General features: G+C 62.6%; 12 protein-coding genes. 8 read left to right on the top strand and 4 right to left on the bottom strand.

The window, feature by feature from the left end:
* Both WCA85_RS05490 and WCA85_RS05485 read left to right on the top strand, forming a co-directional pair.
* Positions 1-1,265, top strand: a 1,265-nt coding sequence (locus tag WCA85_RS05490) for an ABC transporter permease (protein WP_424062153.1), incomplete at its 5' end; no start/stop codon positions are given.
* A gap of 23 nt (positions 1,266-1,288) precedes the next feature.
* Positions 1,289-2,635, top strand: coding sequence for an AAA-associated domain-containing protein (locus tag WCA85_RS05485; protein ID WP_424062152.1), 1,347 nt, complete (start codon positions 1,289-1,291; stop codon positions 2,633-2,635).
* A 123-nt stretch (positions 2,636-2,758) separates the two neighbouring features.
* Here the strand turns inward: WCA85_RS05485 and WCA85_RS05480 are convergent, their stop codons facing one another.
* The 3 genes from WCA85_RS05480 to WCA85_RS05470 all read right to left on the bottom strand — a co-directional run bounded on the left by WCA85_RS05480 (position 2,759) and on the right by WCA85_RS05470 (position 5,293).
* The gene (locus tag WCA85_RS05480) at positions 2,759-3,298 is read right to left on the bottom strand and encodes a hypothetical protein (RefSeq protein ID WP_424062151.1); all 540 of its coding nucleotides are present in this window, start codon (positions 3,296-3,298) and stop codon (positions 2,759-2,761) included.
* Positions 3,299-3,306: 8 nt separating this feature from the next.
* Positions 3,307-3,876 (bottom strand): hypothetical protein, encoded by a 570-nt coding sequence (locus WCA85_RS05475; protein ID WP_424062150.1) that lies wholly within the window; start codon positions 3,874-3,876, stop codon positions 3,307-3,309.
* A 355-nt stretch (positions 3,877-4,231) separates the two neighbouring features.
* Positions 4,232-5,293, bottom strand: coding sequence for a sigma-54 interaction domain-containing protein (locus tag WCA85_RS05470; RefSeq protein WP_424062149.1), 1,062 nt, complete (start codon positions 5,291-5,293; stop codon positions 4,232-4,234).
* A 462-nt stretch (positions 5,294-5,755) separates the two neighbouring features.
* Between WCA85_RS05470 and WCA85_RS05465 the strand changes: the two genes are divergently transcribed.
* From WCA85_RS05465 to otsA, 6 genes are all read left to right on the top strand, one after another.
* A complete protein-coding gene (locus tag WCA85_RS05465; RefSeq protein ID WP_424062148.1) occupies positions 5,756-6,073 on the top strand; it encodes a DUF883 family protein in 318 nt (105 codons plus the stop codon).
* Positions 6,074-6,140: 67 nt separating this feature from the next.
* The gene (locus WCA85_RS05460) at positions 6,141-6,419 is read left to right on the top strand and encodes a hypothetical protein (protein ID WP_424062147.1); all 279 of its coding nucleotides are present in this window, start codon (positions 6,141-6,143) and stop codon (positions 6,417-6,419) included.
* 329 nt (positions 6,420-6,748) lie between these two features.
* Entirely contained in the window at positions 6,749-8,155 is a 1,407-nt protein-coding gene (locus WCA85_RS05455; protein WP_424062146.1) for a sigma-54-dependent transcriptional regulator, read from the top strand.
* Between the two features lie 80 nt (positions 8,156-8,235).
* Positions 8,236-8,463: a hypothetical protein gene (locus WCA85_RS05450; protein WP_424062145.1), complete on the top strand. Its 228-nt coding sequence runs from the start codon at positions 8,236-8,238 to the stop codon at positions 8,461-8,463.
* Between the two features lie 154 nt (positions 8,464-8,617).
* Positions 8,618-8,830 carry a hypothetical protein gene (locus tag WCA85_RS05445; RefSeq protein ID WP_424062144.1) on the top strand — a complete coding sequence of 71 codons (213 nt, stop codon included), beginning with the start codon at positions 8,618-8,620 and terminating at the stop codon, positions 8,828-8,830.
* Between the two features lie 200 nt (positions 8,831-9,030).
* Positions 9,031-10,455, top strand: a complete 1,425-nt coding sequence (otsA, locus tag WCA85_RS05440; protein ID WP_424062143.1) for an alpha,alpha-trehalose-phosphate synthase (UDP-forming) — start codon at positions 9,031-9,033, stop codon at positions 10,453-10,455.
* Between the two features lie 44 nt (positions 10,456-10,499).
* On the opposite strand, the gene WCA85_RS05435 is transcribed toward otsA, so the two are convergent.
* On the bottom strand, positions 10,500-11,972 hold the full coding sequence (locus WCA85_RS05435) for an MFS transporter (RefSeq protein WP_424062142.1): 1,473 nt from the start codon (positions 11,970-11,972) through the stop codon (positions 10,500-10,502).
* Positions 11,973-12,048: the final 76 nt, after the last annotated feature.

Here is a 12,048-nt window from a genome sequence, read left to right as displayed (position 1 = left end):
CGGTGCCGCGCGATCTGGATGAAGTCTCGCGCGGCTTTCACCTTACGTCGTGGCAGCGGTTCTGGAAGCTCGAGGTGCCGTTCTCGATGCCGGGCCTCATCTGGAACATGATGATGTCGATGTCGGGCGGCTGGTTCTTCGTGGTGGCCTCCGAAGCGATCACGGTGGGTAACAACACGATCACGCTGCCGGGCATTGGCGCGTATCTGGCGCAGGCCATCACTGACAAGAACATGCACGCGATCGGCTGGGTGATCCTGACCATGACGGTGGTGATCCTCGCGTACGACCAGTTCCTGTTCCGTCCGCTGGTCGCGTGGGCAGACAAGTTCCGCATGGAGAACACCAGTTCTGGGGATGCCCCCGAGTCCTGGCTGCTCGACCTGATTCGCCGTACGCGCCTGATTCACCGTCTGCTGGTGCCGATGGGCTGGGTCTTCGCCAACGCCGCGCGCGTGCCGATGCGCTTGCCAAGCTTCGACCGGGTGCGCTTTGCGATCCCCCAGCGTCAGAAGTCGTCGCGCCTGGGCGACATTGTGTGGGGCGCTCTGGTGATTCTCCTGACCGTGTACGTGGTCTACCGCGTCGTGGCGTATGTGCGCACCGGCGTCACGCTCGATGAAGTCGGACACGTGTTCGTGCTAGGCCTGATTACCTTGGTGCGAGTGCTCGTGCTGATCGCGATCGCTACGGTCATCTGGGTGCCGCTTGGCGTGCTGATCGGGCTGCGTCCTGCACTGGCCGAAAAGATCCAGCCGGTCGCGCAGTTCCTCGCCGCGTTTCCAGCCAACCTGCTGTTTCCGGTGTTCGTGATCGTGATCGTGCGGTTTCACCTGAACCCGGATATCTGGCTCTCGCCGCTCATCGTGCTCGGCACGCAGTGGTATATCCTGTTCAATGTGATTGCCGGCGCCAGTTCTTACCCCAACGACTATCGCGAAGCGGCGACCAACTTTGGCATTCGCGGCTGGCAGTGGTGGCGCAAGGCGATGCTGCCGGGCATTTTCCCGTACTACGTCACGGGCGCGATCACCGCGTCGGGCGGTGCGTGGAATGCGAGCATCGTGGCCGAGTTCGTCCAGTGGGGCAATACCAAGGTCGTCGCGCACGGTCTGGGCGCCTATATCGCGGAGACTACTGCCGCGGGCGACTTCCCGAAGATCATTCTCGGCATTGCCGTGATGTCCCTGTTCGTGACCTTGTTCAACCGCCTGCTGTGGCGTCCGATGTACGCCTATGCCGAATCCAAGCTTCGGCTCGATTGACACGAAATTAAAGGCAAAACGCGATGCAAAATCCTAAAGCTGCCGTAACCGCCGCGCCTGTTCAGACGCCGCCGAGGCCTCCGCGCCTGGGCGACGAGATTCTGAAGGTCAAGGACGTGTGCCGGGGTTTCAATAAGACCCAAGGCGAACTGCTGGTGCTCGACGACGTCAACCTGGCGCTGCGTGAAGGGGAGATCGTCGGCATGCTCGGCCGTTCGGGTTCGGGCAAGTCCACGCTCCTGCGTATCATCGCCGGTCTTATCGAGCCGACCGATGGCGAGGTCTCGTATCTCGGTAAGCCTCTTGAAGGCCCTGCCAAGGGCGTAGCGATGGTGTTCCAGACCTTCGCGCTGTTCCCGTGGCTGACCGTGCTGCAGAACGTGGAAGCCGGTCTCGAAGCGCAGGGCGTGGGCGCACGCGAGCGGCGCGAACGCGCGCTCGCGGCCATCGACCTGATCGGTCTGGACGGTTTTGAAAACGCTTATCCGCGCGAGCTGTCCGGCGGTATGCGGCAACGCGTGGGCTTCGCGCGCGCGCTGGTGGTCGACCCGACGCTGCTGCTGATGGACGAACCGTTCTCCGCGCTCGACGTGCTCACCGCCGAAACGCTGCGTACCGACTTGCTCGACTTGTGGACGCAAGGCCGCATGCCGATCAAAGCCGTGCTGATCGTCACGCACAACATCGAGGAAGCGGTGTTCATGTGCGACCGGATTCTGGTGCTGTCGTCGAATCCGGGCCGGGTGATCGCTGAGATCAAGGTGCCGTTCAACCATCCGCGCAACCGGCTTGACCCGGCGTTCCGCCGTCTGGTGGACGATATCTACGCCAAGATGACCGCGCGTCAGACCGACGAATCGACCAGGAAGGGGCTGGAACTGGGCAGCTGGCTGCCGCACGTGTCCACCAACCTGATGGCCGGTCTGATCGAAATGCTGGCCGCCGCGCCGTACCACGGCCGCGCCGACATGCCGGAAATTGCCCGTTCACTGCATCTCGAAGTGGACGATCTGTTCCCGGTGGCTGAAGTGCTGCAGCACCTGGGTTTTGCCGACGTGCGCGAAGGCGATATTTTCCTGACGCCGCCAGCGCGAGTGTTTTCGGAATTCGGCACCCAGGAACGCAAGATGATGTTCGCCGAGCATCTGCTGCGTCACGTGCCGCTTGCCGCGCGAATCAAGAAGGTGCTCAACGAGCGTCCGGGCCATCGTGCGCCGCGTGTGCGTTTCGAACAGGAGCTGGAGGATTTTCTGTCGGATAACGCCGCGGAAGAGACGCTTGACGCAGTCATCAACTGGGGCCGTTACGGCGAGATCTTCTCGTACAACGACCAGACGGAGATTTTCAGTCTGGAAGACGTCGAGTCCTGATCGCTAGCGTTGGCAGCGCAGTTGCAGCATCTGCTCGCAATTGCGCTGGTATTACGTTGTTGGTGCCGCGTCCCGCGCGGCGCTGCTTTAGGAGGCGCGGCCGCGCTTCAGACACCATCGGCATCACTGCAAATTGCCCCACCGTTCGACGGCAGGTTCGGCCGAGGCCCATTTCCAGCCTTTGTCTTGCAGGCACGCGCTGGCGGTGAACCAGGCCTCGTGGGCATCCGGCTTGTCCCCGTCAGCGACTGAAAACACGAAATCCTTGCAGATAGCGAGCGACGATGTGAACGCGCGCGTCACCCGGACCTCGCCATGGCCGTTCTCGATGGGCAGCGTGTGCTTGACGCGCCACGGCTTGGTGTCCCCAACCGGCATGCCGCCCGCGAGCGCCGCGATCTCATCCTGCTGATCGGTGTGCAGGACGAGCGTGTAGTGCTTGACGGCTGCGTCGGTGGCGGCTTGCACCGCGATACCGACGCCGATGCCGACTGCCGGATTCGAACTGACCAGACCGGTAGCGATACCGGCCGCTGCGCCGGTTGCCGCGCCCACCGACGCGCAACCGCTCGTCAGCAGACTCGCCCCGACGCATACCGCCCCGGCCAGCAGGAGGCGAAGGTTGATCGGCAAACCGAGTGGGACGCGTTCTGGGGCAGTCATGCGCGTACTCATTGCAGCGCGCCCCAACGCTCGGTGGCGGGTTCGGCCGAAGCCCACTTCCAGTTTTGCCCGTCTCGGCAGATCGAGGCGACGTAGAACGCGCTGGTTGCAGCGGCGTCCTTGGTGGCGTCGTGATCGACCGAAAAGACGATTTCCTTGCAGTCGAGTTCACCAGCGCTGATGTTCCGGCTGACAGTGACACGACCGTGTTCGTCGTCTTCAATCGGCACGGTGTGGGTCACGCTCCACGGCGCCACGGCGCCGACATCGAGCGGACCGGCCACCTTGGCGATGCCATCTTGCGAGTTAGTGTGGACCACTCGCTCGGAGTACTGCACGCCGGCTTCCGCGGCGGCGACGACGCCCAGGCCGATGCCGGTCGCGACCGTGGCATTGCGGGTGACCTGGGTGGCGATCGCAGCGCCTGCGATGCCGGCGCCGGTGGTAGCGCCCGCCGAATAGAGCGAGGTGCATCCGCTCAAGGCAACCGTCATCGCAACAGCGATGGCGACAAGTGAAGTGACGCTTGCGTGTGGCGCGCGCTGGGTCCAGCGCGCTATGGTGTGGTGGTTTTGCATGTCCCTGTCAGTGCTCCTGCGTGTGCCGTCCATCCCATTCGATCGCGGCGCGGCGGGCTGACAGCACGTCCTCTGCGACGCAGCAGCATTTTGCAGGATGCCATTTGTAATTGGCAGTGGGAAAATGCAAGCAATTGCAAAAGATGATGCGGCACCGAGCCTTTTCTGTGTGGGCTCAGTGCGCATTTAGACGTTACAGGAGGGGCTTTTACGCTGTCCGTGCGCAATGTTGGCCAGCGCGGTATTTATTGCGCGCGTGCAATGCGCAGCGGCGGCAAATGCTGCGACGGTCGAGGTGCTGCGCTCGCGTTAGCGGGTATCGTCGAACTAATCGCGCCGAGCCCGCGCGAAACACTCAGGACTCGCTTTCATCGTTGGGCGTTTCATCGCCGCCGTAAGTACTCAGCCGGTTGTACAACGTCTTCAGACTCACCCCGAGCGCCTTGGCGGCGCGTCGCTTGTCGCCGCCGCAGTACTTCAGGGTGCCGAGGATGATTTGCTTCTGCGCATCGGCGAGCGGCGTGCCGATCCATACGCTCATCGAATCACCCTGCGTCACCGCTTTCTTCACCCGCGAGGCGAGATGAGGATGCGGCAACTCGACGGTCTTTTCGGCGAGGATGAAGGCCCGGTAAATCGCGTTTTTCAATTCGCGCACGTTGCCCGGCCATGACCAGGTACGCAACGTTTCAAGCGAGCGTTTGCTGAAACTTTTGTTGGTGCTTTCCTGCGCGTTCAATGCAGCGAGGAAATGCTGCGCGAGCAGTTCGCGATCGCCGTCGCGTTCACGCAGAGGCGGTGCCCGCAATGGAAACACCGCGAGCCGGTACATCAGGTCCTCACGCAGACCGTTCTCCTTCACCGCAACGGCCGGGTCGCGATTGGTGGCTGCGATCACACGCACATCGCCGTGGATCAGTTCATTGCCGCCTACCCGAAAGAACGTGCCGGTCTCCAGCGCGCGCAGGAGTTTCACCTGGCGTACGGGGGCCATTTCAGTGATTTCGTCGAGAAACAGCGTGCCGCCGTTAGCATGTTCGAAGTAGCCGATACGTCCCTGGACAGCGCCGGTGAAACTGCCTTTCTCGTGCCCGAACAATTCCGCTTCGATCAACTCGTCCGGAATGGCGCCGCAATTGACGGCGATAAAGGGCGCGTTTTTGCGCGCGCTGTGATCGTGAATGGTGCGGGCGATCAGTTCCTTGCCCGTGCCCGATTCGCCAATGATGAGCGCGGTCGCGTCGGTCGAGGCGACCCGTTCGATTTGTTCGTATAAATCCCGCATGACGGACGATGAGCCGTACAGCAGACCATACGACTGCAGTCCCGCGACACCGTCTGTCGCGCGACGCTTCCCCTGTGCTGCCGCATCGCCTCCCGCAGCGACGGTGGGCGAGTCCAGATCGATTGACGCCATAACCAGGTTGTCCTGTGCAAATGTATTCGTTAGTGCCGCGCAGGCCTGTGGTGAGTGTGAGCCTGTGCCATCGCTCACTATCTCACAAATTACCGATTTAACCATCTGGCAAGGCGCAGAGCAATCCAAGTCTCACTCCTGATGCGGGCTCAGAAGCGGATGATGACGCGGCGCCAACTATCACCCTGTTACTCTGTCCAAGCTATATGACGACGTTGCGAAGCATGGGCGCGACGCTTCGGCAAACCTGACCGACGCGATGCAGGACAACGGCACAATTGACTTGTGAGAATACGCAGAATGATTCGGCCCGCGCTACTGAACGTCTTTAAGGCCACGCTGCGGATTGTTCCGACAGCGCAGGCATCGGGTACGCCGATTGCGTAGCTTAGGGTTTGGTGTTTGCGAAACGAGGCGAAGCGGCCTGACTGCCTTCGCCCCCAACCGACACAGGAGTGACGAATGACTGAAACCATCCAACAGCTTGGACTCGGCAAGCAGAAAATCGTCGAGGAGCTGCGCGTTCTGATTACGGACTCGGAGGAAATACTGCGCCTTGCCGCCACGGTTCCGGGTGAAGGTGTCGACGCGCTGCGTCAGCGTCTGGGTACCCATGTGGAATCGCTGCAAGCGGCGCTCGGCGATGCGCAGAATGCGGCGCAGCGGCGTTACCGGGTCGCCAGCGTCGGCGCCGAGCGCTACGTGCGCCGAAACCCGTGGCAGGCTGTAGGGATTGCCGCAGGCGTCGGCTTTCTGCTCGGCGCGCTGACGAAGCGCTGAAGCGCATCTGGCTGATCCAGCGAATGACTCCGAGATTGTCCCGAGATCGAATAGAAGGAGGTTGAAGATGGCACGGCCCAAAATAGGAATTTTTGGCACGCTGGCGATTGTTGGCGGCCTGCTGGCATTGCGCTGGGCGCAACGGCGGCGTGCGTCACAGGCGTATCTCGCCCGCGAATTGAACCGCTGGGAGGACGAGGGGGGATCCGTCGTGCCGACGTCGCAGGCAGCACCCGCAACTGAGAGCGCGCCGACGGCCGCCGCAGGCGCCCCGCGCGTCGGTCAGACGAATGGCGCGGCCCATCCAAACGGCATGGGGGAGGCATGGCCTTTCCCGCACAGTTGACGGTACTTTGAGCGGATTGGCGCGCCCGGCGCGGCGCGCTGATAAGGGCCGCGGGCATCGCTGATGAGCGCCGCGAACATTACAGTTTGTCCCAATAAAGCCGTATAATAGGGATATGCACAACAATAAGCCCGTTTGATTGCGCGTATTACGCGGATTGTTGCGAATTTGCACTAAGCCGAATTCGCGCAGCGGGGTGACGCATCCATTAAGTTGGTGTGCATTCACACCGTCACGTGCCGCATTCGTGGCGCGTTTTGCGCTCGGCTGTTTCTTCATGCCTTCACGCATGCCATCCACAACCAGAACTTTCGGGCTTTCGAGACGCGATGCCACACGTATTGATTGTCGATGACGACCCCGGCACCCGTGAGGCGCTTGCCGCCATCATTGGGGAGGACGGGCTGACCACCGCGACTGCGGGCGATCTGCGCGAAGCGCGCATCCAGTTGGTCCGGCAGATGCCGGACGTCGTTTTCACGGACCTGAAGCTGCCGGACGGCAGTGGGGTCGATCTGTTCGAAGATCTCGATCCGCGCTCCGGTGTCGAGGTGATTGTGATTACCGGCCACGCAACGGTGGAGTCGGCGGTCAACGCGCTGAAAATGGGCGCGACCGACTACCTCGTCAAGCCGATCAACATGCAGCGCGTCAAGGCGATCCTGTCGCGCCTGCCGCGCCCGGGTGACCTGAAGGCCGAAATCGGCACCTTGCGCGGCGAACTGCGCCGCATGGGGCGCTTCGGCCTGATGCTCGGCAATTCGCCGGTCATGCAGGAGGTCTACGACCAGATTGGCCGCGTGGCGCCCACTGCTGCTTCGGTGATGCTGGTGGGCGAATCGGGCACGGGCAAGGAAGTCGCCGCGCAGACCTTGCACCAGTTGAGCCTGCGCCGCAAACACGCGTTTCTCGCGGTGAACTGCGGCGCGATTTCACCGAACCTGATCGAATCGGAAATGTTCGGCCACGAGCGCGGCGCGTTCACGGGCGCGGACCGGCAGCACAAGGGTTATTTCGAGCGGGCGAATGGCGGCACGCTGTTTCTCGACGAAATCACCGAGATGCCGATCGAGCTTCAAGTCAAGCTGCTGCGTGTGCTGGAAACCGGCATGTTCATGCGCGTGGGCACGACCAAAGAGATCGAGACCGACGTACGCCTGATCGCGGCCACCAATCGCGACCCGGAGCAAGCGGTGCTCGAAGGCAAGCTGCGGCTTGACCTGTATCACCGCTTGAACGTGTTTCCGATCAGCCTGCCGCCGCTGCGCGAGCGGGGCAAGGATGTCGAACTGCTGGCCCAGTCGTTCCTCGACGACCTCAATGAGCGCCACAGCACACGCAAACACTTCCCGCCGGCACTGAAGGAAATGCTGCTGACCTATCCGTGGCCAGGCAACGTGCGGGAGCTGAAGAATTACGTACAGCGCGCACACATCATGTCCGGCAACGATTCCGATAGCACAGCTACCGTGCCGCTGCAGATCACGCTGTCGAAGCCGGCAGCGGGTACGGCGATCACGATTCCGTTCGGCACGTCTCTCGCCGAGGCGGATCGGCAGTTGATTCTGGCGACGCTGGAGCAATGCGGCGGCGTCAAAACGCGCGCCGCTGAGATTCTCGGCATTAGCCTGAAAACGCTGTACAACCGCCTCGTCGAGTATGGCAATGACGCAAGCCGTGGCGAAGACGGCGACGCATCCGATGAATCGCGTGCACTGGGCGGCGCCGACGCCTGACGTGCTTTGAATCCACGGGCGGCGTGCGCCCCGGCATAGGCTTTGCTGCGGTAACACCATACGCATAACAAGGAGCCACTATGCCGCTGGACGCCCCCGTGACCCTCGCCGCTGTTCCCGGCTCCGCGCCGCGCGAAGCACATCGCCCCGAGCCGACCGACCCGCCCAATCCGAACGAACCGGACACCGTGCCGGATCCGACCCGCGAACCGGTCGAGCCGTCTGCTCCGCCAATTGGCGACCCGCCGCCGCAGCCCAATCAAACGCCGCACATCTCGGTTGGCGTTCGCCATTACCCGATGCTGTGACGCCTGCATATAGCGTGCCGTACGCGGCACGCTTCTATCGATTTGATGTAGTTGTTACAAGAGCGGCGTCGGTTTTACCGGCAATTTGTCACCGCGAGTCCTAGACTGGATGGATGCCGTGCACGTGCGGCAGGCTTCCACAGGAGGCATCGACATGAGACATCCGGCTTTGCGGCGCTCCGCGCGCCATTCAAAGCGCGACTCGCGTCCCGGCAGCGGCCCCAGCGGTCCGCCGGTCGGCCCGGACCCCGCAGGGCAAAACCGCGTCGCGCCTGACGCTCCGCCGGATGGTGACCATAATCAGGGCGGCGTGCGACCGGAAGGGCTGGAATATCAGCGCGATCTCGGCTCTGAGCAGGACGCCTGACGGATTTCTGCCGGCCATCTTTGGTCGGACAACCAGCGAAGATTTTTCCCTGCTGCGCCAGCTTGTGGCGGGTTTTTACCTGCCCGTCACATTTACATACATTTTTCTTCTGCTGGTTCTAGCAATCAGGGCACGCGACTTGCGTGCACCAGTACGGCACATCCCCGCATGCAACGTTAACTGAATGAGGTGGAGCACCAATGAGCAGATTGATCGTGGTATCGAATCGTGTCGCGCCCACGCAGGAAGGCCGCCCCGCAGCGGGTGGTCTTGCGATCGGCGTGCTGGACGCCCTTAAGGAAACCGGCGGCGTATGGTTCGGCTGGAGCGGCGAGACGGTGGCAGAGCCATCGGCGCCGGTGATCGAAAAGCAGGGCAACGTGACGTATGCCACGGTGGGCCTCACCAAGCGTGACTATGACCAGTATTACCGTGGCTTCTCGAATGCAACGCTATGGCCGACCTTCCACTACCGGAACGACCTGTCGCGCTACGACCGTCAGGAATACGCCGGCTATCTGCGCGTCAACCAGACGCTTGCCAAGCAGTTGAAGGAGATGATCAAGCCCGACGACATCATCTGGGTTCACGACTATCACTTGCTGCCGTTTGCGCGGTGTCTGCGCGAGCTGGGCGTCAAGAATCCGATTGGCTTTTTCCTGCATATTCCGTTTCCGGTGCCTGAAGTGCTGCGCAGCGTGCCGCCGCATGAAGAGCTCGTGAAGGCAATGTGTAGCTACGACGTCGTGGGCTTTCAGACTGAGGCAGATCGGCAGTCGTTTGTTGATTACATCGAGCGCGGTCAGCATGGCACGTCGAGCGAAGACGGCATGATGCACGCCTATAACCGCTTCTTGAAAGTGGCGGCTTATCCGATTGGGATTTATCCCGACGCGATTGCGAAAGCGGCCGACCAGTTCACCGACCGCAAGCCGGTGCGCAGTCTGCGCGACGGCATGCGCGGCCGCAAGCTGATCATGAGCGTCGACCGCCTCGATTATTCGAAGGGACTGGTGGAGCGCTTCCAGGCGTTCGAGCGTTTGTTGCTGAGTGCGCCAGGCTGGCATGGCCGCGTCTCGCTGGTTCAGATTGCCCCGCCGACGCGAGCAGACGTGCAGACTTATCAACGCATCCGTCAGACGCTCGAAGGGGAAGCCGGGCGTATCAACGGCCGCTTTGCGCAGCTTGACTGGACGCCGATCCAGTATCTGAACCGCAAGTACGAACGCAATCTGCTGATGGCGCTGTTCCGTCAGTCCCAAGTAGGCTACGTGACGCCGTTGCGCGACGGGATGAACCTGGTGGCCAAGGAGTATGTCGCCTCACAAGACCCAGCCGATCCTGGCGTGCTGGTGCTGTCGCAGTTTGCCGGCGCGGCCGAACAGTTGCCGGGGGCTCTGGTCGTCAATCCGTTCGATCTATCGCAGATGGCCGAGGCCTTGGAGCGTGCACTGTCGATGCCGCTCGCCGAGCGACAGGCGCGTCATCGCGACATGATGGCGCCGCTGCGCGAAAACAATCTGTCGGTATGGCGCGATAACTTCCTCGCCGATCTGCGCAACGTCGCGACGGCGTCCAAGGTGACGGCCAAAGCGGTAAAGCTCAAGGACGTGGCAGCGACTTGACGCATCGTTACGGCGGCCTCGAAGGCCGCCGTTTTCGTCTGCCGTTAGCTCAAGGGCCTGGACACTGGAGTCGCGCGCTGCGTCACCCGCATCGTGCTCACGACTGAGGCCACGGCCGCGAAACCAGCGGCAACATAGAGCGCAACAGTCGGCCCGTGCTGAGGCGCCACGCCGAAGATCAGCGCGACCAGCGCAGCGCCAACCGTTTGCCCCGTCAGACGGGCGGTGCCCAGCATGCCGCTCGCGCCTCCGCTGCGCTCGCGAGGCGCCGAGGCGAGCATGGTGCGATTGTTCGGCGACTGGAAAATGCCGAAGCCCGCTCCGCACAGCGCCATGCGCCACGCAATCTGCAGCGACTCCGGATGCGCACCGAGCGTGGCGAGCAGTAACAGACCGGCCGTCAGCATGGCCAGACCAATGCCGCCCAGCCAACCCGCTGAGAGGTGGTCCGATAACACGCCCGAAAGCGGCGCGGCGGCGATGATCACGAGCGGCCACGGGGTCATCAGCAAGCCGGTCTGCACCTGGGACAAACCGAGCGTGTACTGCAGCATGAACGGCAGGGACACAAACGCGAGCATTTGCGCGGCGAAGGAACAGACCGAGGTGCCGATCGACAGCGCGAACACCGGAATACGCATCAGGTCGACGGGCAGCAGCGGAGCCGGCTGGGTCAACTGACGGCGCACGAAGAAGTAGCCAATCACGATGGCGCCGAGCACTTCGAGCGCGACATAGCCCGGGTGTTCACCGTGACCGAGACCGTCGATGGCGAAGATCAGCAGGCCGAACACGAACGCGTTCATCACCGCGCTCAGGTAATCGTACGGCGCTTCATGGCCGGCGTTGGCGGGCAGTGCCTTGAAGCCGCTAACGATGGCGGCGATGCCGATTGGCACATTGATCGCGAAGAGCCACGGCCAGGGCGCAACCGCGAGCACGCCTGCGGCTACCGTCGGACCCACCGCGGACGAGACCGCCACCACCATCGCATTGATCGCGACGCCACGACCCAACTGCGTCATCGGGTAGATGGTGCGCACCAGCGCGGTATTGACACTCATGATGCCGGCCGCGCCGAAGCCCTGGATCACCCGGGCTACCGCAAGGGTAGGCAGCGAAGAGGAGAGCGCGCAGCCGAGCGAAGCAACCGTGAACAGAATCAGGCCGCCGATGTAAATGCGCCGGTAGCCGATCCGGTCGCCCAGCGACGCGAGCGGCAAGAGCGAAATGGTGATGGCCAGTTGGTATGCGTTGACCACCCAGATCGACGCTGCCGCGCTCGCATTCAGGTCACGCGCGATGGTAGGCAGCGCGACGTTGGCGATCGCGCTATCCAGGACGGCCAGGGTGATGCCCAGCGCCACTACGACAATGGCCCAATATCGCTGTGGTAGCGGTAGGCCCAGTTCTGCTTCGTTGGCAGCGGGCTGATCGCGGCCGGCTGGATCGGTGGGTCCGCCGCCTGGCGCGCCCGAAGGTGTGGAACCGTGTTTGCCGGTAGCTTGTGCGTGCATCGTGTGTGGGTGTGATTGACTGCCGGGCAGACGCCTACGCCGGGGAACCCGCGCTCATCGGGTGGGCTGACGTGTA

The sequence above is a fragment of the Paraburkholderia sp. genome (assembly GCF_049581445.1).
Classification (GTDB): Bacteria; Pseudomonadota; Gammaproteobacteria; order Burkholderiales; family Burkholderiaceae; genus Paraburkholderia.
The sequence above is the reverse complement of the archived record's forward strand: the minus strand, read 5'-3'. Positions and strand labels throughout refer to the sequence as shown.

Coding starts and splice junctions, on each gene's coding strand:
- WCA85_RS05485 (WP_424062152.1), top strand. CDS start 1,289: ATGCAAAATCCTAAAGCTGCCGTAACCGCCGCGCCTGTTCAGACGCCG.
- WCA85_RS05455 (WP_424062146.1), top strand. CDS start 6,749: ATGCCACACGTATTGATTGTCGATGACGACCCCGGCACCCGTGAGGCG.
- WCA85_RS05435 (WP_424062142.1), bottom strand. CDS start 11,972: ATGCACGCACAAGCTACCGGCAAACACGGTTCCACACCTTCGGGCGCG.
- WCA85_RS05460 (WP_424062147.1), top strand. CDS start 6,141: ATGGCACGGCCCAAAATAGGAATTTTTGGCACGCTGGCGATTGTTGGC.
- WCA85_RS05465 (WP_424062148.1), top strand. CDS start 5,756: ATGACTGAAACCATCCAACAGCTTGGACTCGGCAAGCAGAAAATCGTC.
- WCA85_RS05480 (WP_424062151.1), bottom strand. CDS start 3,298: ATGACTGCCCCAGAACGCGTCCCACTCGGTTTGCCGATCAACCTTCGC.
- WCA85_RS05470 (WP_424062149.1), bottom strand. CDS start 5,293: ATGGCGTCAATCGATCTGGACTCGCCCACCGTCGCTGCGGGAGGCGAT.
- WCA85_RS05445 (WP_424062144.1), top strand. CDS start 8,618: ATGAGACATCCGGCTTTGCGGCGCTCCGCGCGCCATTCAAAGCGCGAC.
- otsA (WP_424062143.1), top strand. CDS start 9,031: ATGAGCAGATTGATCGTGGTATCGAATCGTGTCGCGCCCACGCAGGAA.
- WCA85_RS05475 (WP_424062150.1), bottom strand. CDS start 3,876: ATGCAAAACCACCACACCATAGCGCGCTGGACCCAGCGCGCGCCACAC.
- WCA85_RS05450 (WP_424062145.1), top strand. CDS start 8,236: ATGCCGCTGGACGCCCCCGTGACCCTCGCCGCTGTTCCCGGCTCCGCG.